This window comes from Bacillus sp. LR_5, assembly GCF_042709275.1.
On sequence record NZ_JAVAXX010000086.1, the window covers coordinates 1 to 22132 of the forward strand.

Sequence of the window (22132 nt, forward strand, 5' to 3'; positions counted from 1 at the left end):
CAATGTTGTTTTAGAAACACCGAAAGATAAAACACACGGCGACTACTCAACGAATATGGCGATGCAGTTGGCAAGAGTGGCAAAAAAAGCGCCGCGTCAAATCGCTGAAGAGATTGTCGCTCATTTTGATAAAGGAAAGGCTTCGATTGAAAAACTGGATATCGCCGGCCCGGGTTTTATCAATTTCTATATGAACAATCAATATTTAACAAAGCTGATTCCGTCTGTACTGGAAGCAGGGGAAGCATACGGGGAAACGAACATCGGAAACGGTGAACGAGTTCAGGTAGAATTCGTATCAGCGAATCCGACGGGAGACCTTCACCTCGGGCATGCGCGCGGGGCGGCTGTCGGCGATTCCTTGTGCAACGTGCTTTCAAAAGCGGGTTACGATGTAAGCCGCGAATACTACATTAACGATGCGGGAAACCAAATCAACAATCTGGCGCTTTCTGTTGAAGTCCGTTACTTTGAAGCACTCGGATTGGAAAAACCGATGCCGGAGGATGGCTACCGCGGTGAGGATATCATTGCGATCGGAAAGCGTCTCGCTGAGGAATACGGTGATCGTTTCGTTAACGAAGAGGAAAGTGAACGCCTCGCGTTTTTCCGTGAATACGGCCTGAAATACGAGCTGGAAAAGCTTCGCAAGGACTTGGAAAACTTCCGTGTGCCGTTTGATGTGTGGTATTCAGAAACTTCACTGTACCAAAATGGAAAAATCGACAAGGCGCTTGAAGCACTCCGCGAAAAAGGCCATGTCTATGAAGAAGACGGCGCGACTTGGTTCCGTTCCACGACTTTCGGCGATGATAAAGACCGCGTATTGATCAAGAAGGACGGCACGTACACGTACCTTCTTCCTGATATCGCGTATCATAAGGACAAGCTTGACCGCGGCTTTGATAAGCTGATCAACGTTTGGGGCGCCGATCACCACGGCTACATCCCGCGTATGAAAGCGGCAATCGAAGCGCTGGGCTATGAAAAAGGAACGCTTGAAGTAGAAATCATTCAGCTCGTTCACCTTTACAAAAACGGCGAGAAAATGAAAATGAGCAAACGGACCGGTAAAGCCGTAACGATGCGTGACCTGATTGAAGAAGTCGGCTTGGATGCCGTGCGTTACTTCTTTGCAATGCGAAGTGCAGACACCCATATGGATTTTGACTTAGATCTTGCTGTATCAACATCTAACGAAAACCCTGTGTATTATGCACAATACGCGCATGCCCGTATTTGCAGCATGCTTCGCCAAGGGGAAGAGCAGGGACTTAAACCGGCGGCAGATCTTGATTTCAGCCATATTCAATCAGAAAAAGAATATGATCTGCTGAAAACGATCGGCGGCTTCCCAGAGGCAGTGGCGGAAGCAGCGGAAAAACGAATTCCGCACCGTGTCACAAACTATATTTATGATCTGGCTTCTGCTCTGCACAGCTTCTACAACGCAGAGAAAGTCATCGACCCTGAAAATGAAGAGAAGAGCCGCGCGCGCTTGGCTTTAATGAAGGCAACGCAAATTACGCTGAACAATGCGCTTCAGCTGATCGGCGTATCGGCTCCGGAAAAAATGTAATCACGATCAAAAGGACAAAGTCTTCGGGCTTTGTCCTTTTTTTATGAGAAAAACGTGTGATGTAATTCACAATCCTGTTTGGCGAGTTTTTGTATGATAAGACTGATTATTGAATCATTGAAAGGGGCAAGCCAAATGATCAACCGTCAACACATTCAATTATCGTTACAGTCATTAAGCTTGGTGGCAGGGTTTATGGTTTGGGTGCTGATTTCATCACTCATTTCCCAAATCACATTAGATATTCATTTAAGCAAGGGTGAGATTTCTTTGGTGACGGCGATTCCTGTGATCCTCGGGTCGCTTCTCCGCATTCCTTTAGGGTATTTAACGAACAGGTTTGGCGCGCGGCTCATGTTTATGGTCAGCTTCATCCTGCTTTTATTTCCTGTATTTTGGATCAGTATCGCGGATTCTCTGTTTGATTTAATCGCAGGCGGCTTTTTCTTAGGGATCGGGGGAGCGGTGTTTTCCATTGGAGTGACCTCCCTCCCGAAATATTATCCGAAAGAAAAGCACGGTGTCGTCAATGGGATTTACGGTGCAGGAAATATCGGGACAGCCGTTACGACATTTGCAGCGCCGGTTATCGCTCAAGCCGTCGGGTGGAAATCAACCGTGCAGATGTATCTGGTTTTGCTGGCTGTCTTTGCCTTACTGCACGTTTTGTTTGGCGACAGGCATGAGAAGAAGGTCAAAGTTTCTGTTAAGACTCAAATCAAAGCCGTTTACCGAAATCATGTGCTATGGTTTCTGAGCCTGTTTTATTTTATTACGTTCGGTGCCTTTGTCGCCTTCACTATCTATCTGCCGAACTTTCTGGTGGAGCATTTTGGGCTGAATCCTGCAGATGCCGGCTTGCGGACGGCTGGCTTTATTGCGGTTTCTACGCTGCTCAGGCCTGCGGGCGGATTCCTGGCTGATAAAATGAGCCCGCTCCGCATCTTGATGTTTGTTTTTGCCGGGCTTACATTATCAGGCATTATCCTATCGTTCTCGCCGACAATCGGCCTTTATACGTTTGGATCATTAACCGTGGCCGTCTGCTCAGGCATAGGAAACGGGACTGTTTTTAAACTGGTGCCTTTCTATTTTTCGAAGCAAGCGGGGATTGCCAATGGGATTGTGTCTGCCATGGGCGGATTAGGCGGCTTTTTTCCTCCGCTCATATTGGCGAGTGTATTTCAGGCAACAGGCCAGTACGCGATCGGGTTTATGGCGCTTTCAGAGGTGGCGTTAGCCAGTTTTGTCCTTGTCATATGGATGTATTGGCAGGAAAGAATGAAAACACACACGGAGAGAAACAGCCAGAGCATCAACTAATACTGGGGCATTCACAAGATTGTTAGTTTTTTCTCGATGGGTACAAATCAATTCACGTTACAATAAACACACAACGTGACTTTCTTCGAGGTGAGCTCATGAATTTTCTCTCTGTTCGACCATCTGATAGTGATCTTATATCCAGCGATCTGCATGAATTGCTGGAATCGATCAGCACGAAAAGAAAAATGGAAAAACACACGTATTTGTTTCGAGAAGGAATGGATGCAGAAGAGCTTTATCTGATTCAATCAGGACTCATTGAAATCGGCAAGCTGACATCTGACGGAAAAGACCTGACGCTTAGAATCTGCCAAAAGCATGATATCGTCGGAGAATTAACACTTTTCACTGAAGAACCGAGGTATATGCTCAGTGCAAAAGTGCTAGAGGATGGCGAGGTGCTCGTCATTAATAAAAATAAGCTGGAAAAAGAATTAATCCAAAATGGCGCTTTGACATTTGAGTTCATGAAATGGATGAGCACGCACCTCCGGAAGATTCAGTCCAAAATCAGGGATCTGCTTCTTCATGGCAAAAAGGGGGCGCTCTATTCCACCCTTATCCGTTTATCAAACAGCTACGGAGTGGAGCGAAGCGACGGCATTCTGATTAACATTGTCCTGACAAATCAGGATTTGGCAAAGTTTTGCGCGGCTGCACGGGAAAGCATCAACCGTATGCTGGGAGATCTCCGCAAAAAAGGGGTTATTTCGATAGACGAATCCGGAAAAATTATTTTGCACAAGCGGGACTATTTACGATGTGAGATTGAGTGTGAAAATTGCCCGCTGGAGATTTGCAATATTGACTGAAAAAAACAAGGACAGCGGTGTCCTTGTTTTTTTACCTTGTCATAAAGAGGCACATGACGGCAAAAAAGAAGCAGGCATTCACAATTTCCAGAATGCCAATCGTTTTTACGGGCCAATCCCTGCCATGAAAAAACCATGCCCGCAAGCTGCTCGGGATAAAAGCGAGAAATGCCCATCCTGCTCCGAAAAGAGCGGATAAAAAGGGGAGCAGCAGGTGATACCCCCATGACCAGTATGCAAATGTCCTGTTTTTTCTTTCACGAATCACCGATTTCACATAAAAGGAACTCCCGATAAAAAATAAAGCAGACTGCAAGAAAATAAACCAAGCCCAGCCGTCGAGGGTTCCCATCCCCAGCCAGCAGCTCGCAAACCCGCCCGAACAAAAGAACAAGACACCTGCAACATCATTCAATAGCGCTCGTTCGTTTTTTCGGCGGGCAAAATACATATGTATGAGAAACAGCGGCAGTAAAGAAACGCCCACCCAGATGAGAGGCGGCTTATGAAAGACCGAGATCATCAAAAAGCAGCAGGCGGGAAAACCGTAATAACACATCCACTTTTGATATGGTTTGCTTTGTTTCTTTTTTAAGGCAAGCGTAACGGGATAAACCGCTAAGTATAGGAAAAGCCAGCCTAGGAAGAGCGGAATATGCCAAATAACGGGGCCTCCCTTGGCCATGCCGAGTAAAAATGGGATCAGCAGCATCGCCCACGCGCCGTGCTGCTTCGGAATCAGCGCCTTCATCGAAATCCTCCTTTTTTCTTTCATTATAAATGCAGTCACCCTCCTGATAAGTGACATTCATCATACAGGCTGTGAAATACATCACTGCTGTACAGGCTCAGTCGAGCTACACTAAAGCTATCCTTAGCACAGGAGGTTTTCCTATGAATCAGTGTGACTATTTATTATTTCTGAAACAACTTCCTATGTTTAATGAAGTGCCTCTATCCATTGTCGAAACCTTGCTGAAAAACGGCACGTTTATCCGCGGCTCATGTGATCAGTCTCCATCTTTTCTTCATTCTCAATCTGTTTATATTGTATTAAAAGGCAGTGTCCGTTTCATGGACAGCAGGCTCCCTGAAGGGTCGAAAACCGTTGCGCTGTGGGAAAAAGGCGATGTGTTTCCGATTGATGAAAAAGGCGGGCTTTATTTATCGCCCTTTATCTCAGTCAATGCCACTTCAGACATTCTGATTCTCAACATCCCATATTACATATTTAAGAAAATGATGTCTTATCATCCGCAGCTGCAAATGAACTTTTTGGCTATGCTTCAGCAAAATGTTTTTTGTTCCTATCAATTATTTTTGCGGTATTTGCATACATCACAGGATGAAAACGCTGAGCCCGGTTCTTAAATAGAGCCGGTTTTTTTTGATCTTTGAATGAAAGGCAGCTAATGACCCAAGCGTTCTGCCTGAACGCAGCCTTCCTCACATCCTGTGAAAAGCCTTCCTTCTCCTTTGTGTGAACATTTTGTGAAAAAAGCAGAGTGTGTGACATAGTTCACAAGGAAACACGCTGTCTCTGTTTATAGTGAACTTAGCATCACCTGACTCGGAAGGAGTGAACTCTCATGAAGAAAAAGAAAAGGAGTCCGTTGTTTAGGAGATTGAATTATTTCTCTCCTATCGAACACCATTCAAATAAACATAGCCAAACCACCCGCGAAGATCGCGATTGGGAGAATGTATACAGAAACAGATGGCAGTACGACAAAGTCGTTCGCTCCACCCACGGCGTTAACTGTACAGGGTCTTGCAGCTGGAATATTTATGTGAAAAACGGAATTGTCACGTGGGAAGGGCAAAATTTGAATTATCCATCAACAGGCCCGGATATGCCTGATTTTGAACCGAGAGGCTGCCCGCGGGGGGCCAGTTTTTCATGGTATATCTACAGCCCGCTCCGTGTGAAATATCCATACGTGCGCGGTGTGCTGATCAATTTGTGGCGGGAGGCATTGCAGACGCATCAAAATCCATTGGAAGCCTGGAAATCGATCGTCGAAAACCCTGAAAAAGCGAAGTCCTATAAACAGGCGAGAGGGAAAGGCGGTTTTGTGCGCGCTGAATGGCCGGAGGTGCTGAAGCTGATTTCAGCCTCTCTGCTGTATACAGTGATGAAATACGGGCCTGACCGAAACGTCGGTTTTTCTCCGATTCCGGCCATGTCCATGATCAGCCACGCATCAGGCTCCCGGTTTATGTCGTTAATCGGAGGCCCTATGCTCAGTTTTTATGACTGGTATGCGGATCTTCCTCCAGCATCCCCGCAAATTTGGGGTGACCAGACGGACGTTCCGGAAAGCAGTGATTGGTACAATTCCGGCTATATTATCACATGGGGCTCCAACGTTCCGTTAACGAGAACGCCTGACGCGCATTTTTTGGCGGAGGCCCGCTATAAAGGCGCTAAGGTCATTTCGATCAGTCCAGATTTTGCGGAATCCTCAAAGTTCGCGGATGACTGGCTGAGTATTCGCCAAGGGACTGACGGGGCGCTTGCGATGGCGATGGGTCACGTTATTCTGCAGGAATTTTACGTGAACCAAGAAACTGAACGTTTTATTGAGTACGCGAAGCAATACACTGATTTTCCATTTCTCGTCACTCTGTCAAAAGAAAATGGCGTATACACAGCGGGACGGTTTCTGCATGCGAAGGACATCGGGCGGAAGACAAAGCATGATCAGTGGAAGCCTGCGGTTTGGGATGAACAGACAAGTTCATTTGCCATACCCCAAGGGACAATGGGCTCGCGCTGGGACGGGCAGCAGAAATGGAACCTGCACATGATTGATGAAGAAACCGGGGAACCGATTGAACCCTGTCTCTCTGTGCTGGGAATAGAGGACGAAATCGGCACGGTGCGCATCCCGTATTTTTCAAATGACGGAAACAAAGTGCTCGAGCGGGATCTTCCTATTAAAAAAATGAACCTGAACGGTGAAGAAACGTACATCACGACCGTGTTTGACTTGATATTGGCTAACTACGGCGTGAACCGGGGCATCGGTAAACGATCGGCTGTCTCCTATGATGATCCTGAGCCGTTTACGCCTGCCTGGCAGGAACAAATGACAGGAATCAAAAAAGAAGCTGTCGTTAAGATTGCCAGAGAGTTTGCCCAAAATGCGATCGATACAGACGGCCGGTCCATGATTATCGTAGGGGCCGGCATTAACCACTGGTTCAACTCCGACACGATCTACCGAGCGGTGTTAAATCTTGTTTTACTTGTAGGCGCCCAAGGCGTAAACGGCGGAGGCTGGGCCCATTACGTGGGGCAGGAAAAGCTCCGACCTGCTGAAGGGTGGCAGACGATTGCAACTGCAAAGGACTGGGAGGGCGTGCCTAAGCTGCAAAACGGCACCTCATTTTTCTACTTTGCGACAGATCAGTGGCGTTATGAGGACCAGCCGATCAGTGATTTGGCATCGCCGATTGCTGCGTCATCCCGCTACAAGCACCACGCTGATTACAATGTGCTGGCCGCGCGGCTGGGGTGGCTTCCGTCTTACCCGACTTTCAATCAAAATGGCATCGATCTGTATAAAGAAGCTGAAAAAGCAGGGGCAGCAACACCTGAAGACGTTGGTGCGTACGTGGCCTCACAGCTCCAAGAGAAAAAACTGAAATTCGCGATTGAAGATCCTGATAATGAAGTGAATTTTCCAAGAAATCTCTTCGTATGGCGGGCAAATCTGATCTCAAGCTCAGGAAAAGGGCATGAATATTTTCTCAAGCATTTGCTGGGGACGACGAACGGTTTAATGAATGACGATAGCGACAGCATCCGCCCTGAAGAAATCAAATGGCGGGAGCAGGCGCCGGAAGGAAAGCTCGACTTGTTAATCAATCTTGACTTCCGAATGGCCGGTACGGCGCTGTATTCCGATATCGTGCTGCCGGCGGCGACATGGTATGAAAAACACGATCTCAGCAGCACAGATATGCACCCGTTCATTCATCCATTTGCTCCGGCGATCTCGGCTCCGTGGGAATCGAAGTCAGACTGGGATATTTTCAAGGCGCTGTCAAAAGCCGTTTCCGATCTGGCAGAAGAAGTCGATATGGAGCCCGTGAAAGAAGTGGTTGCGACGCCGCTCCTCCACGACACCATGCAGGAATTGGCCCAGCCATTCGGCAAAATCAATGACTGGAGCAAAGGCGAATGTGAAGCCATTCCGGGAAAAACGATGCCGAACATCCAAGTCGTTGAACGGGATTACAAACACATTTTTCATAAAATGACTGCACTTGGTCCGAACGTTGCTTTAAAGCCGAGCGGAACAAAAGGGATGAGCTGGTCAATAGCCGATGAATATGAATCACTCAAACAGAGATTGGGAGAAATCACCTCGGACAGTGTCGCAAAGGGATGTCCAAATATAAGTGAAGCAAAGCAGGCAGCAGAAGCGATTTTAACCCTATCATCCACTTCGAATGGAAAGGTCGCCGTCAAAGCATGGGAATCACTTGAAAACATCACGAACCTGAAGCTGAAAGACCTGGCGGAAGAACGCGAGGAAGAATGCTTTACGTTCGAACAAATTACAGCCCAGCCGAAAACGGTGATCACGTCTCCAGCGTTTTCCGGCTCTGAAAAAGGAGGGCGCAGGTATTCGCCGTTTACGACGAATGTTGAAAAATTAATCCCGTGGCGGACGCTGACAGGCAGACAATCCTATTATGTCGATCATGAACTGATGATGGAATTCGGTGAAACGATGGCGACATTCAAACCGATCCTCCAGCATCGCCCGTTTCTGAGCAAGCGGCCTGATCAAGAGGGAAAAGAAATCGTCCTCAATTATTTGACGCCGCATAATAAATGGTCTGTCCACAGCATGTATTTTGATTCTCTGCCAATGCTGACGCTGTTCCGCGGCGGGCCAACCGTGTGGATGAATAAAGATGATGCAGAGGACACGGATATCAAAGACAACGATTGGATTGAATGCTTTAACCGAAACGGTGTTGTCGTCGCGAGAGCCGTTTTGTCTCATCGGATTCCTAAAGGAATGGCGTTTATGCACCATGCCCAGGACCGCCACATCAACGTGCCAGGAACAAAGCTGACGAATAACCGCGGAGGCACCCATAACAGCCCGACAAGGATTCACGTCAAGCCGACACAGATGATCGGTGGCTACGCCCAGCTCAGCTACGGCTTTAATTATTACGGTCCAACGGGGAATCAGCGCGACCTGAACGTCGTCATCCGCAAGCTGAAGGAGGTCGATTGGCTTGAAGATTAAAGCGCAAATCGGTATGGTCATGAACTTGGATAAATGCATCGGCTGCCACACGTGTAGCGTTACCTGCAAAAACACGTGGACAAACCGTTCCGGTGCGGAATATATGTACTTCAATAATGTAGAAACAAAGCCGGGCATCGGCTACCCAAAGCAATGGGAGGACCAGGACAAATACAAAGGCGGCTGGACATTGAAAAAAGGAAAACTCGAGCTGAAATCGGGCTCGAAAACCAATCGGCTTGCAGGCCTTTTCTATAATCCGAATCAGCCGTCGATTGATGATTACTATGAGCCCTGGAACTATGATTATGAAACATTAACGAACAGCCCGCAGAAAAAACACCAGCCAGTAGCACGCCCGAAATCGTCCTTGACGGGGGATTTCATGAATATCGAATGGGGACCGAACTGGGAGGATGATCTTGCGGGCGGCCACATAACGGGACTTGAAGATCCCAACGTACAAAAGATGGAGGAATCGATCAAAACAGAATTCGATGAGGTCTTTATGATGTATTTGCCCCGTATTTGCGAGCACTGCATCAACCCGGCGTGCGTCTCATCCTGTCCATCCGGCGCCATGTACAAACGCGAGGAGGACGGCATTGTGCTTGTGGATCAAAACGCATGCCGTTCATGGAGATATTGCGTCTCATCCTGTCCTTATAAAAAAGTCTATTTTAACTGGCAAACGAACAAAGCGGAAAAATGCACACTCTGCTTTCCGCGTTTGGAGGCGGGACTGCCAACCATCTGCTCTGAGACGTGTGTTGGCAGAATCCGCTACCTCGGCGTCATGCTGTATGACGCGGACAAAGTGGAGGAAGCGGCATCTGTTGAAAATGAAAAGGATCTCTACCATTCCCAATTGGACGTTTTTCTTGATCCAAATGATCCTGAGGTTGCCAAGCTGGCAAAAGAACAAGGCATTCCGGCTGAATGGATAGAGGCTGCGCAGCAATCGCCGATCTATAAAATGATCATTGACTGGAAGATTGCGCTGCCGCTTCATCCAGAGTACCGCACGCTGCCAATGGTGTGGTACATTCCGCCGCTCAGTCCGATTATGAATCTCTTTGAAGGAAAAGGCAGCCGGCAATCCGCAGAAGATATTTTTCCGGCTATCGACCAAATGAGAATCCCGATTGATTATTTGGCGCAGCTGTTAACAGCCGGTGATACGGATCATATTCGGTCAACGTTAAAGAAAATGTCTGTCATGCGCCAGTATATGAGAGCGAACCAGACGAATAAATCAATCGACCCGGAACTGATCTCCAGTGTCGGCTTAACAGAACAGCAAATTGAAGATATGTATCGGCTGCTTGCGATTGCCAAATATGATGACCGCTTTGTGATACCGAGCAGTCATCGAGAAGAAGTTTCAGATTTATATGCTGAACAAGGGAGCTGCGGCTTATCATTTTCAGGCGGCCCCGGCTCCTGTTTCTAACTTTTGATAAATGAGGTGTAACAAGATGAACACCACAGACCGGCAAATTACGTTCTCCGCTCTTTCCTCTCTTCTCTCTTATCCGGATGAAGAGTGGAGAGCCGAGATTCCCGAATGGAAGGCTCTTATCCATGAAATCGGCAACCGGCAAATCCGAGAGAAGCTGCTGCACTTTTTCGAGGCGTCAGCCAGCTTTTCACCGGAAGCGCTGATTGAACACTATGTCTATACGTTCGACTTTGGAAAAAAAACAAATATGTATGTCACCTACTTTAACTCGGGCGAGCAAAGGGAACGCGGCATTGAATTGCTGCATTTAAAAAACACATACGAGCAATCCGGTTTTCTGCCGACAGAGAAAGAGCTGCCTGATTATCTGCCGCTGATGCTGGAATTTGCTGCGGCTGCAGAAATTGAAGCAGCGAGAAGCGTGTTTGAGAAATATCTGTCCAATGTGAGGGAGCTGGCATCCCGTCTCGAAAAAAATGACAGTATATACGCTGAACTGCTGCACGTGCTGCTGGCCGCGCTTGAAAACATTGGCGTACGTGAAAGCGTTGAAGGGGCTGTTCAGGCATGAGCGGGCAGATCCTCTGGGGTATTATGCCATACATTGTATTGACAATCTTTATCGGCGGCCATATTTACCGCTACCAGCATGACCAATTTGGCTGGACGGCGAAATCAAGCGAGCTGTTAGAAAAGAAAAAACTTGCGGCGGGCAGCACACTTTTTCACTGGGGACTGCTGTGCGTTGTCGGCGGGCATGTCATGGGGATTCTGATCCCAGAAGGCGTGTATGCTTCCCTTGGCATTTCAGAGCATATGTATCACAAAATGGCGATTGGCGCTGGCTTGCCGGCGGGCATTGCGGCATGTACCGGACTTGTCATCCTGACGTACAGAAGGCTGTTTGACAAAAGAATCCGCAAAACGAGCTCGCCATCCGATATCCTTACGCTCCTCCTGCTGCTGTTCATGATGCTGTCAGGCGTTGCGGCCACGTTTCTCAACATTGATTCGAAAGGATTTGATTACCGGACCACAGTCGGGCCCTGGTTCAGGGAAATCGTTTTGTTCAGGCCTGACGCCTCTTTGATGGAGAGTGTCCCGCTATGGTTTAAGTTTCATATTGTGATAGGATACGTCGTTTTTATCCTGTGGCCGTTTACGAGATTGGTTCATGTGTTCAGTCTGCCGCTCAAGTATCTGACCCGCAGCTACGTTGTATATCGGAAACGCTCGTGAAAATCCCCCTTGAAGAGGGGGATTTTTTTATCTTGATGAAAACATAAGATATCTTCTGAAAAGGTAATGGCTGGGCGGCCGGGAATCCTGTTGTGTTTGTATTTGGAAATAACATCAAGAATAAAACGGATTTTACTCATTTTAAACCGGCGGAACAGCAGATTATGACTCAGCCTGACTAGCTCCTTATATCTTTCTGATCAATATCCCGTTTTATATATTTTCTCTCATCAGAATGGGTATCAAATTCACTCTATCCACCGTATTTGCAGTCACAGCGCCGCCTCTTTTTCGGCGCTTGCCGGAGTGCTGAGCGGGTTCGGCCTGCCGCTCATGTTGTATCATCAGGCTTCACTCGGCGTTGCCAATAGTCTTGCTTTATTTCTGCAGAAACGATGCGGATGAATTCCGTGACAGTTAGTTTTCTCTAAACCTCTCCTCTTTTGGCGGAGAGGTTTTTTACTTACAAGGTTTATCGATTAGAAAAAAGAGGTAATACAGAGGTAATTGAATCAGATTGGAGAGAATCAGGATGCTGAAAAGGAGACTGGAATTTTTCTTTTTATATATGATGCTCATCGGGGCATATGTCATTTGGTTTTTTCCGGTTTCCAGGCTTGAGTTTTACGGAGGATTGCTTTGCTATATAAGCATTATTTTGTTCAGCATCTATTCATTAATTCTTGAAAACCGCACCTCGCAGCACACGCTGCTATGGATCCATATTCTTGTCTTTTTTCCAATTGTCGGCTACGTGTTTTATCTGTTTTCGGGACAGCTTTATGTAAAGGGAAAGCTGTTTAAGACAAAACGAATGTACAACAGGGAAAAGCTCAGGAAGCTGTTTGACAAGGAGGAAACGCCCGAAGTGACAGGGCTGAAGGACAATCAAGAGAGGTTCTTTACATATTCCATCAGGGCTGCCCATATGAATATCAATACGAAAAGCAACATCAAAGTGCTGAAAAACGGCGAAGAAACCTTCCCGGACATTTTCAAAGCAATGAGAAAAGCGGAATCTTACATACATATTGAATACTACATGTTTAAATCAGACATGCTCGGACGCGGCATGATGGATATTATGATGGAGAAAGCGCGCCAGGGTGTCGAGGTGAGGTTTTTATACGATGCGGCAGGAAGCATGAAGCTGGCAAGAAGAGATATTATGAGAATGAAACAAGCGGGGGTGGACATCGTCCCGTTTTCTCCGCTGAAATACGGGTTTTTCAACCAGAAGCTGAATTTCAGAAATCACCGGAAAATCGTGATCATCGATGGGAAAACCGGTTTTGTGGGCGGATTAAATGTTGGGAAGGAATATATCAGCAGAGATCCGTACATCGGATTTTGGAGAGATACACACCTGCGGCTTGAGGGGGAAATTGTGCAAACGCTCCACGCTATCTTTATGCTGGATTGGGAATACGTCTCCAATGAAGTGTTAATTGATCAAGAGGAGTACAATACCCCGGTTCCCGTGGAAGGAGGAGGCATTTATCAAATTGTCGCGACAGGCCCTGACATGAAGGAAAGCATGAGCGATCTTTATTATGAAATGATTTCTTCAGCGCAGAAATCAATATGGATCGCCACGCCCTATTTTGTCCCCAATGAATCCATTCGCACGGCGCTAAAAGCAGCGGCGACAAAGGGGGTTGAGGTAAGGGTTATGGTGCCGGAGAAGAACGACAGCTTTTTGACCCAATACGCGTCGAGGTCCTATTTCCCGGAGCTGCTCCTTGAGGGCATTGAAGTGTACTCCTACCAAAAAGGCTTCATGCATCAAAAAGTTATGATCATTGATGGCGATCTCGCCTCCGTCGGTACCGCGAATATGGACATGCGCAGCTTTCAGCTCAACTTTGAAGTGAATGTGTTCTTCACGGATGCCGAAGCGATCCGAACCCTTGAGGCCCATTTTGAGGAGGATATGCAGGAAAGTGAAAAGCTCAGCCCTGTCGGCTTTTATAAAAGAGGCGTGGCTGACCGGACAAAAGAGTCATTTGCCCGCCTGTTTTCAGGTGTTCTGTAAGAAAAAAGAAATCTAATCTTTCAAAACAGCCCGTGTATAGTATAATTGAGAAATATTATCAGTTATTTATACATTGGGGGAAGATAGGGTGCTGCGGCAATTTTTTTCATATTATAAACCATATAAAACGTTGTTCTTTCTCGACTTTTTCTCAGCGATCGCGGGAGGTTTAATGGAGCTGAGTTTTCCTTTGATCGTCAATTATTTTATTGATACCTTGCTGCCGGGCAGGGACTGGGGACTTATCATCGCGACCTCAATCGGGTTATTTGCGGTGTACGCGCTCAGCTCGGCTCTTCAGTATATCGTGACCTACTGGGGACACATGCTTGGTATCAATATTGAGACTGATATGAGAAAGTCGCTTTTTGACCATTTGCAAAAGCTCTCGTTCAAATTTTACGACAACAACAAGACGGGAACGCTGATGTCGAAGCTCACGAACGATTTAATGTATATCGGTGAAGTCGCCCATCACGGTCCGGAAGACTTATTCATTGCGGTCATGACCATTCTCGGGGCGTTCGGAGTGATGCTGTTTATTAACTGGCAGCTTGCTTTATTAACGTTTATCATTATGCCGATCGTCATTTGGCTAGCGCTTTATTTCAACAAAAAAATGACCAAAGCATTTACCACGCTGAACAAGGATATCGGAGACTTCAGCGCGCGTGTAGAAAATAACATCGGCGGCATCCGGCTTGTGCAGGCGTTCGGAAATGAAGCGTTTGAAAAAGAACGTTTCGCCGTCAATAACCAGCGTTTTCGTGTCACAAAGCTTTCTTCCTACAAAATCATGGCGAAAAACGGTTCAATCAGCTATATGCTGACCCGGTTTGTCACGCTGTTTGTCCTTTTGTGCGGGACGTGGTTTGTCATTCGCGGCTCCTTATCGTACGGGGAATTTGTGGCGTTTGTGCTCCTGACGAATGTGCTGTTCAGGCCTATTGACAAAATTAATGCCATTATCGAAATGTATCCGAGGGGGATCGCGGGTTTCAAAAGCTATATGGAGCTCATGGAGACAGAGCCGGATATTCAGGACTCGCCTGATGCGAAAGATGTTTCCGGCCTGAAGGGCAATATCCGCTATAAACATGTTTCGTTTGGCTATGATGACCATCACAATGTCCTCAATGACATCAACCTATCCATTCAAGCGGGGGAAACGGTGGCGTTCGTCGGTCCGTCAGGTGCGGGGAAATCAACGCTTTGCAGTCTGCTTCCGCGTTTTTATGAAGCATCAGAGGGCGACATTACGATTGACGGCATCAGTATAAAAGACATGACGCTTTCTTCGTTGCGCGGGCAGATTGGCGTCGTGCAGCAGGACGTTTTCTTATTCTCGGGCACGCTTAGAGAAAATATCGCCTACGGCCGATTAGGCGCATCTGAAGAAGACATTTGGCAAGCTGTGAAGCAGGCGCATCTGGAAGAGCTCGTCCATAACATGCCCGATGGGTTGGATACTATGATTGGCGAACGCGGCGTGAAGCTTTCCGGCGGGCAAAAACAGCGTCTGTCAATTGCAAGGATGTTCTTGAAAAATCCGTCGATCTTGATTCTCGACGAAGCCACCTCAGCTCTTGATACAGAGACGGAAGCGGCGATCCAAAAGGCGCTTCAAGAGTTGTCTGAGGGGCGCACGACGCTTGTCATCGCCCACAGGCTGGCGACGATCAAAGACGCGGACAGAATTGTAGTCGTCACAAACAACGGTATTGAAGAACAAGGCCGTCATCAAGACCTGATCGAAGCCGGAGGCCTATACAGCAGGCTGCATCAAGCGCAATTCGGGCAAATGGTGCATCGATAGGAGGAGAACATGGAAAGAAAAACTGTGCTGTACATTGCTGTTTCATTGGACGGGATGATCGCAAAAGAAGATGGAAGCATCGATTGGCCGGATGAATTTGAAGGTGAAGGCGACAACGGCTACAGTGATTTTTATCAGACTGTTGATACAGTCATTCTAGGGCGGAGCACATATGAGCACGTTAAAGTGCTAACACCGGTTTTCCCGTATCAGGATAAAACCTGCTATGTTTTTACAGGATCGCCCGACAGTTATCAAGATGAACATGTGACGTTTATCAATGAGGGAGCCAGAGCCTTCACTGCCCGTTTGAAACAGGAAAAAGGCTCAAACATCTGGATAGCTGGCGGGGCAGAGCTTGTGAATGCCTTTATGAAAGAAGATGCCATCGACGAATTCATCATCACTGTTATTCCCGTCGTTTTAGGAAGCGGCATCCCGCTGTTTCACGAACTAACAAATGAAACAAAACTGCGGTTAAAAGGGACAAAACAATTTGGACAAGCGGTTCAGCTCCATTATGTAAGAGCATAAGAAAAAGGATAGACAGATGTCTATCCTTTTTTGTATGTAAGTTAGAGCGCTTCTCTCTCAGCAGGCTCGATGAGATTTTGGAATTTTTCAATGAGCTGTGATGCTTTTGTTCCTTCAACTACGATCAGATATTCCTTTTCATTATGAGCCATGCGGAATGTTTCAAGCTCAATTAAGCTTTTGATTTTGCACATCGTTTTCTTTGAATAAATATAAACCTCGTGGCTTCCGGAATGGCACATTTTATAAAGATGAATCAAATTTCTTAAAGTAAAGGCCTGTGCGGCTACTTTCAGAGACTTGATATTTTTCATGATCTTTCTCCTCCATCGATTGTTGTCTTATATAGCCTAAGTTCCCAAAGCTGACAAGTCGTAAACCTATTTTTGCACATTTATGACTTCCATTGCAGCGCACCGCCCCCGATGCGTTTGACACCGCGGATGGAGCTTAATTCATCCATCAAGCGGAGAAGCGCCTTGTCTTTCTGCTTTGCTTCAATCATGAAATCAATATTAGTTCCCCATTGCCTAAAGCGTTCCAACAGCGGCAGCAAAAAGTTGGCGTCAACATAATCGGCGTGGCTGCGTATCGCTTGCTCCGATTTTGGGGAAGACAAGTGAACCTTTGGCTGAAGGCCGATCCGCTCCCACGTTTTGATCATGCGGGGCAGTGCTACATTCAGGTCGGCGTGATCGTCTGGATTGGCGTAAAAATGATGAAAGTCAAAGACAAACGGAACATCCTCCTGCTCACAGACCTGAAGCGTTTCTTCCGTTGTATATGTTTTATCATCATTTTCAAGTGTCATCCGATCTTTGATCTCCTGCGGCAGCTGTTTTATATTTTGATGAAATTGTGCAGTGGCGGTGTCTTTATTTCCGTAAGCGCCGCCAATATGAATGTTGATAACGGAGCGATCAGCAATGCCCATGGCCTCAAGCATGCGGTAGTGATACGCCATATCGGTTACCGCATTTTTTGTGACGGATTCCTTCGGGCTCGTAAACAGAGTGAATTGATTTGGATGAAAGCTTGTTCGCAGTTGATGTGTTTTAACAAGCTCTCCAATCTCCCGAAACTCTTTTTGAAACGGTGTTACAAAATCCCACATCACGTCGGGATGCGTAGCCAGCGGCACAATCGAACTGGAAAAACGGTACAAAGGAATGCCGTGGCCGATGATATAGTGAAGGGTTCTCATCGTATTACGCAAATTGGCTTTTGTCACAGTCAGAAGCGCTTCTTTTCTTTCAGTCTTTGAAAGCTTTGAATAACGCGCGAATGTCAATGTTTTAGCGGGAGACGCATCCCAAAGGCTCATCGCATTTGAAACGAACCCGAATCTGAAAATCATAGGAACTCTCCTTTATAAGAAATAAGATAATGCCCTGCCGAGCCATTCCGCCGGGCGCTGCCTGAATGTGCGCTTGCTGAAATCCTCCATCGTCAGCAGCTCCGACTTTTTCATATCCTCCTCAATCGTGGCATAGACTTCACTTGTAAACGCTTCGTCATCAATTTCGACATTCACCTCTTCATTTAAAAACAGGCTCCGTTTATCGAAGTTGGCTGTTCCGATTATGCTGAGATGGTCGTCTATGATGAGGGCTTTTACATGATAAAACCCTTGATAATAACGATAAATAAGACAGCCGGCATCCAAGAGCTCCGAATAATACGTAAAAGCTGCTTCTCGTACCAGCGGATGGTCTGATTTCATCGGTACAATGATTCTCACGGATACGCCGTTTTTTCTTGCATTAATAAGGGCCTCTTGAAGCGGTTTTGATGGAATGTAATAAGGCGTGCAAACCGTAAGGCGATTCTTCGCTTGTGCAATGTTGGCCAAGTATATGTTTTCAAGGGAATAACCGTCGGTCGCATATATCTTGTGAGAAATAGCCCCTTGCTGAAGCTTTGGCCAAACATCCGAACCCAGAACGATTCCGGTATTACGTTTTAGATCAGAAGCAAAAAGCGTTTGAAGATCATGTACGCCTTCTCCCATCATGCGCAGATGATAATCCTCCCAATTGCCGAACTTCGCCTTCTTTCCAAGATATTCTTCGGCGATATTAAATCCGCCGATATAACCGATTTTTCCGTCTATCACCGTAATCTTCCGGTGATTCCGTTTTTGCATGTGAAAAAAGAAAAAAGGAAAACGGGGACGATTCATCACATGGACATGGACGCCGGCATTTTTCATCGTCTGCAGCGCCGTTTTTTTAATTGCCCGGCAGCCCGCCCAATCCAGAAGCAAATAAACGGATACGCCAGCTTGGGCTTTTGTTTTCAGCAAGGTATACATATTGTGGCTGACCTCATCATTTTTCATAATAAAAAACATCATATGAACAGAAGAGGCGGCCTGGCGAATATCATTCATCATCCGCTCAACGAGATCAGCGCCGCAGTGGATCAATTCGATGTCACTCTTCTTTTTTGAAAAAACAGGCTCGTACGCCTTTTTTCTGTATCCGGCACGGCCCATGAAGATATCAAGCAGAATCAAGGCAAAGAAAATAACGACAATGATCATAATCACGATAAATACCTTCATACCGGCACTCCTTTCCGTAGTAAAGGTAGTGTGCCCGAACAGCAGGAATTTAATTATTGACTGAACACTCATTCATTATTTATCATAAAGATAATCTTATACAGATTCGGGGGTAGGGGATCGCGGTCTTTATCAGTAAAAAGGGGGAATTGGAATGAGCGGCTTTCTCATCGCAAATGCATTATTATTTCTGATTGTAACCGCTTACGCTGTCTGTTTGTTTGTGTACTTGGTCAAAACGAGACTGGCCTACATCAAGCTCGGCCAGAAAGAACAATTTGATCAACGGTTCAAGGAACGGCTTCACGCCATATGGGTGAATGTATTCGGACAGAAAAAACTGCTCAAGGACAAGAAAAGCGGAATCATTCACGTCATGTTTTTCTACGGATTTATATTGGTTCAGTTCGGAGCAATTGACTTTATCATCAAAGGACTGGCTCCCGGCCGGAATCTGCCGCTTGGCCCGGTCTATCCCGCCTTCACCTTTTTTCAGGAAATTGTTACGTTTCTCATTTTAATTGCTGTTGGGTGGGCATTCTACAGACGTTATATCGAAAAGCTCGTGAGGCTGAAACGCGGTTTCAAAGCCGGACTCGTTCTTATTTTTATCGGAGGGTTAATGCTGACCGTTCTGCTTGGGAACGGGATGAATCTGATTTGGCATGAGCATGGGCTTTCTTGGAGCGAGCCAATTGCCTCAGGTATTGCGTTTATGCTTAGCGGTGTCGGGAAAACAGGCGCGGCGGTGATTTTCTATATCGCATGGTGGATCCATCTCCTATTCTTGCTTAGCTTTTTAGTGTACGTGCCTCAGTCAAAGCATGCCCATTTAATCGCCGGCCCGGCAAACGTCTTTTTCAATCGAATGGAATCTGCCGGAAAACTTGAAAAAATTGATTTTACCGACGAAACGAAAGAAAGCTACGGAGCGGGAAAAATTGAGGATTTCAGACAGTCTCAGCTGCTTGATCTGTACGCGTGTGTCGAGTGCGGCCGCTGTACAAATATGTGTCCTGCAACAGGCACCGGAAAAATGCTTTCTCCGATGGACTTGATTTTGCGTCTCAGAGACCATCTCACGGAAAAAGGCGCTGCCGTCACCTCGCGCTCCCCATGGGTGCCCGCAGCAGCGTTTCGGCATACGAGAGGCAATCAGCTGGCTGCGGCGTCAGCGGGCAACGGATCGCAGGAAGCCGCAGCGGCGCTTGATTACAATCCAAGCTTGATCGGCGACGTCATCACAGAGGAAGAAATTTGGGCATGCACCACTTGCCGGAACTGTGAGGATCAATGCCCGGTCATGAATGAGCACGTGGATAAAATCATCGACCTCCGCCGCTACCTCGTACTGACAGAAGGAAAAATGGACAGTGACGCCCAGCGCGCAATGACAAGTATTGAGCGGCAAGGGAATCCGTGGGGACTCAACCGCAAGGAACGTGAAAATTGGCGTGACGAGGCGCCGGATGCTGAGATTCCGACTGTAAAAGAAATGAAAAAAGAAGGAAAAGAATTTGAGTACCTTTTCTGGGTAGGCTCCATGGGGTCTTACGACAACAGAAGCCAGAAAATCGCAATTTCCTTTGCCAAGCTGCTCAATCACGCGGGCGTGTCCTTCGCGATCCTCGGCAATAAAGAAAAAAATTCAGGAGACACGCCGCGCCGCCTCGGAAATGAATTTTTGTTCCAAGAGCTGGCTGAGAAGAATATTTCTGAATTTGAAAAAAATGATGTCAAAAAAATCGTTACGATCGATCCCCATGCATACAATTTATTTAAAAACGAATATCCGGATTTCGGATTTGAAGGCGAGGTTTATCATCATACAGAAGTGCTGGCCGAGCTTGTGAAAAACGGAAAATTAAGACCGCAGCACCCGCTTCATGAGACGATTACCTTCCATGATTCGTGCTATTTGGGCCGGTACAATGAAGTCTATGATCCGCCGAGAGAGATTTTGAAAGCCATTCCGGGCGTGCAGCTTGTTGAAATGGAGAGAAACCGGGAAACCGGCATGTGCTGCGGAGCCGGCGGGGGATTAATGTGGATGGAGGAAGAAACAGGCAACAGGATTAACGTCGCCAGGACAGAGCAAGCGCTCGCAGTCAACCCATCGGTGATCAGTTCTGGCTGTCCGTATTGTCTCACCATGCTTGGGGACGGCACAAAGGCGAAGGAAGTCGAAGACCAAGTCAAAACGTACGACGTCGTCGAGCTTCTGGCTCAATCCGTTTTAGGCGCTGATCTGAAAATGGGGGAGAAGCAATGAATTTTTCATTATCAGAAGAACATGAGATGATACGAAAATTGGTGCGCAATTTTGCGAAGCATGAGGTGGCCCCGACAGCGGCTGAACGGGACGAACAAGAACGCTTCGATCGCGAGCTGTTTCGGGAAATGGCAAATCTGGGCCTGACGGGAATTCCATGGCCTGAAGATTACGGCGGAATTGGAAGTGACTATTTAGCCTACGTCATCGCGGTGGAAGAGCTGTCAAAAGTGTGCGCCTCCACCGGAGTGACGCTTTCCGCCCATATCTCTCTTTGCAGCTGGCCGCTGTTTGCCTTTGGGACGGAGGAACAGAAGACAGAGTACTTAACACAGCTGGCCCTCGGAGAGAAAATCGGCGCATTCGCTTTGACCGAAGCACGGTCTGGCTCTGACGCCGGCAGCATGAAAACAACAGCTGAACGAATCGGCGATGACTATGTGTTGAATGGTTCCAAAGTGTTTATCACAAACGGCGGCGTTGCTGATATTTACATTGTTTTTGCTGTCACCGATCCCGAGAAAAAGAAAAGAGGCATTACCGCTTTTATAGTAGAAAAGGATTTTGAAGGATTTTTTACAGGCAAGAAAGAAAAGAAGCTGGGCATCCGTTCTTCACCGACAACGGAAATCATGTTCGAAGATTGTGTAGTGCCCGCATCAAAGCGTCTCGGAGAAGAAGGAGAAGGCTTCAAAATCGCGATGAAGACGCTTGACGGAGGCAGAAACGGCATAGCTGCACAAGCCGTAGGCATCGCCCAAGGAGCGCTTGATGCGGCGCTTCAATATGCAAAAGAGCGAAAGCAATTCGGAAAATCGATCGGCGAGCAGCAGGGCGTCGCTTTTAAACTCGCGGATATGGCGACAATGATAGAAGCTTCAAGGCTATTGACCTATCAGGCTGCGTGGTTAGAATCATCGGGCCTCCCATATGGAAAAGCTTCCGCCATGTCCAAACTGATGGCTGGAGATACGGCGATGAAGGTAACGACCGAAGCCGTGCAGATTTTCGGCGGCTACGGCTATACAAAAGATTATCCGGTAGAACGCTATATGCGTGATGCAAAAATCACGCAAATCTATGAAGGCACTCAAGAAATTCAAAGACTGGTCATCTCCAGAATGCTCGCGGATTAACGGAAAACATCTCTCAGTCGGATCACTCTTGTAAAATTATTTAAATTAACGCTGTTAAGGGTAGCATATTCTGTTTTAT

General features: G+C 47.0%; 17 protein-coding genes and 1 pseudogene. 14 read left to right on the forward strand and 4 right to left on the reverse strand.

Translation table 11 applies throughout. The features are described from left to right. From argS to fnr, 3 genes are all read left to right on the forward strand, one after another. A partial coding sequence (gene argS, locus RAC86_RS17780) for an arginine--tRNA ligase (protein ID WP_377885909.1) occupies positions 1-1579 on the forward strand: 1579 nt, incomplete at its 5' end. A 135-nt stretch (positions 1580-1714) separates the two neighbouring features. Next, the gene (gene narK / locus RAC86_RS17785) at positions 1715-2902 is read left to right on the forward strand and encodes a nitrate transporter NarK (protein ID WP_014478287.1); all 1188 of its coding nucleotides are present in this window, start codon (positions 1715-1717) and stop codon (positions 2900-2902) included. A 98-nt stretch (positions 2903-3000) separates the two neighbouring features. Continuing rightward, positions 3001-3717, forward strand: a complete 717-nt coding sequence (gene fnr / locus RAC86_RS17790) for a fumarate/nitrate reduction transcriptional regulator Fnr (protein ID WP_014481215.1) — start codon at positions 3001-3003, stop codon at positions 3715-3717. A gap of 31 nt (positions 3718-3748) precedes the next feature. Here the strand turns inward: fnr and RAC86_RS17795 are convergent, their stop codons facing one another. Then, positions 3749-4468: a YwiC-like family protein gene (locus tag RAC86_RS17795; RefSeq protein WP_021480832.1), complete on the reverse strand. Its 720-nt coding sequence runs from the start codon at positions 4466-4468 to the stop codon at positions 3749-3751. 143 nt (positions 4469-4611) lie between these two features. On the opposite strand from RAC86_RS17795, the gene arfM reads away from it, so the two are divergent. From arfM to RAC86_RS17840, 9 genes and pseudogenes are all read left to right on the forward strand, one after another. Then, a complete protein-coding gene (gene arfM, locus RAC86_RS17800) occupies positions 4612-5088 on the forward strand; it encodes a Crp/Fnr family transcriptional regulator ArfM (RefSeq protein WP_014478284.1) in 477 nt (158 codons plus the stop codon). Between the two features lie 218 nt (positions 5089-5306). Beyond that, positions 5307-8993 (forward strand): nitrate reductase subunit alpha, encoded by a 3687-nt coding sequence (locus RAC86_RS17805; protein WP_377885910.1) that lies wholly within the window; start codon positions 5307-5309, stop codon positions 8991-8993. Beyond that, positions 8983-10446 (forward strand): nitrate reductase subunit beta, encoded by a 1464-nt coding sequence (narH, locus tag RAC86_RS17810; RefSeq protein ID WP_015250997.1) that lies wholly within the window; start codon positions 8983-8985, stop codon positions 10444-10446. Before RAC86_RS17805 ends, narH begins: the two co-directional genes overlap by 11 nt. 25 nt (positions 10447-10471) lie before the next feature. Then, positions 10472-11026, forward strand: a complete 555-nt coding sequence (gene narJ, locus RAC86_RS17815; protein ID WP_110109506.1) for a nitrate reductase molybdenum cofactor assembly chaperone — start codon at positions 10472-10474, stop codon at positions 11024-11026. Continuing rightward, the gene (narI, locus tag RAC86_RS17820) at positions 11023-11694 is read left to right on the forward strand and encodes a respiratory nitrate reductase subunit gamma (protein ID WP_003242665.1); all 672 of its coding nucleotides are present in this window, start codon (positions 11023-11025) and stop codon (positions 11692-11694) included. Before narJ ends, narI begins: the two co-directional genes overlap by 4 nt. Positions 11695-11887: 193 nt before the next feature. Continuing rightward, positions 11888-12096: pseudogene (locus tag RAC86_RS17825) on the forward strand (YitT family protein); the annotation flags it as partial. Between the two features lie 130 nt (positions 12097-12226). After that, positions 12227-13729 carry a cardiolipin synthase gene (gene cls, locus RAC86_RS17830; RefSeq protein ID WP_003242612.1) on the forward strand — a complete coding sequence of 501 codons (1503 nt, stop codon included), beginning with the start codon at positions 12227-12229 and terminating at the stop codon, positions 13727-13729. Positions 13730-13817: 88 nt separating this feature from the next. After that, positions 13818-15545: an ABC transporter ATP-binding protein gene (locus tag RAC86_RS17835; protein ID WP_033883377.1), complete on the forward strand. Its 1728-nt coding sequence runs from the start codon at positions 13818-13820 to the stop codon at positions 15543-15545. Positions 15546-15554: 9 nt separating this feature from the next. Continuing rightward, positions 15555-16079, forward strand: a complete 525-nt coding sequence (locus RAC86_RS17840; protein WP_101172251.1) for a dihydrofolate reductase family protein — start codon at positions 15555-15557, stop codon at positions 16077-16079. A gap of 41 nt (positions 16080-16120) precedes the next feature. Here the strand turns inward: RAC86_RS17840 and RAC86_RS17845 are convergent, their stop codons facing one another. The 3 genes from RAC86_RS17845 to cls (RAC86_RS17855) all read right to left on the reverse strand — a co-directional run bounded on the left by RAC86_RS17845 (position 16121) and on the right by cls (RAC86_RS17855) (position 18645). Beyond that, a complete protein-coding gene (locus RAC86_RS17845; protein WP_003227597.1) occupies positions 16121-16393 on the reverse strand; it encodes a hypothetical protein in 273 nt (90 codons plus the stop codon). Positions 16394-16473: 80 nt separating this feature from the next. Further along, positions 16474-17436 carry a UV DNA damage repair endonuclease UvsE gene (gene uvsE, locus RAC86_RS17850; RefSeq protein WP_101172250.1) on the reverse strand — a complete coding sequence of 321 codons (963 nt, stop codon included), beginning with the start codon at positions 17434-17436 and terminating at the stop codon, positions 16474-16476. Positions 17437-17448: 12 nt separating this feature from the next. Further along, complete coding sequence (cls, locus tag RAC86_RS17855) at positions 17449-18645, reverse strand: cardiolipin synthase (RefSeq protein WP_038429782.1); 1197 nt, start codon at positions 18643-18645, stop codon at positions 17449-17451. 154 nt (positions 18646-18799) lie between these two features. On the opposite strand from cls (RAC86_RS17855), the gene RAC86_RS17860 reads away from it, so the two are divergent. Together RAC86_RS17860 and acdA are read left to right on the forward strand one after the other, a co-directional pair. Next, positions 18800-20917 (forward strand): heterodisulfide reductase-related iron-sulfur binding cluster, encoded by a 2118-nt coding sequence (locus RAC86_RS17860; RefSeq protein WP_101172249.1) that lies wholly within the window; start codon positions 18800-18802, stop codon positions 20915-20917. Continuing rightward, on the forward strand, positions 20914-22053 hold the full coding sequence (gene acdA, locus RAC86_RS17865; RefSeq protein WP_377885911.1) for an acyl-CoA dehydrogenase AcdA: 1140 nt from the start codon (positions 20914-20916) through the stop codon (positions 22051-22053). Before RAC86_RS17860 ends, acdA begins: the two co-directional genes overlap by 4 nt. Positions 22054-22132 lie beyond the last annotated feature (79 nt).

Coding starts and splice junctions, on each gene's coding strand:
- narK (WP_014478287.1), top strand. CDS start 1,715: ATGATCAACCGTCAACACATTCAATTATCGTTACAGTCATTAAGCTTG.
- fnr (WP_014481215.1), top strand. CDS start 3,001: ATGAATTTTCTCTCTGTTCGACCATCTGATAGTGATCTTATATCCAGC.
- RAC86_RS17795 (WP_021480832.1), bottom strand. CDS start 4,468: ATGAAGGCGCTGATTCCGAAGCAGCACGGCGCGTGGGCGATGCTGCTG.
- arfM (WP_014478284.1), top strand. CDS start 4,612: ATGAATCAGTGTGACTATTTATTATTTCTGAAACAACTTCCTATGTTT.
- RAC86_RS17805 (WP_377885910.1), top strand. CDS start 5,307: ATGAAGAAAAAGAAAAGGAGTCCGTTGTTTAGGAGATTGAATTATTTC.
- narJ (WP_110109506.1), top strand. CDS start 10,472: ATGAACACCACAGACCGGCAAATTACGTTCTCCGCTCTTTCCTCTCTT.
- narI (WP_003242665.1), top strand. CDS start 11,023: ATGAGCGGGCAGATCCTCTGGGGTATTATGCCATACATTGTATTGACA.
- cls (WP_003242612.1), top strand. CDS start 12,227: ATGCTGAAAAGGAGACTGGAATTTTTCTTTTTATATATGATGCTCATC.
- RAC86_RS17840 (WP_101172251.1), top strand. CDS start 15,555: ATGGAAAGAAAAACTGTGCTGTACATTGCTGTTTCATTGGACGGGATG.
- RAC86_RS17845 (WP_003227597.1), bottom strand. CDS start 16,393: ATGAAAAATATCAAGTCTCTGAAAGTAGCCGCACAGGCCTTTACTTTA.
- uvsE (WP_101172250.1), bottom strand. CDS start 17,436: ATGATTTTCAGATTCGGGTTCGTTTCAAATGCGATGAGCCTTTGGGAT.
- cls (WP_038429782.1), bottom strand. CDS start 18,645: ATGAAGGTATTTATCGTGATTATGATCATTGTCGTTATTTTCTTTGCC.
- RAC86_RS17860 (WP_101172249.1), top strand. CDS start 18,800: ATGAGCGGCTTTCTCATCGCAAATGCATTATTATTTCTGATTGTAACC.
- acdA (WP_377885911.1), top strand. CDS start 20,914: ATGAATTTTTCATTATCAGAAGAACATGAGATGATACGAAAATTGGTG.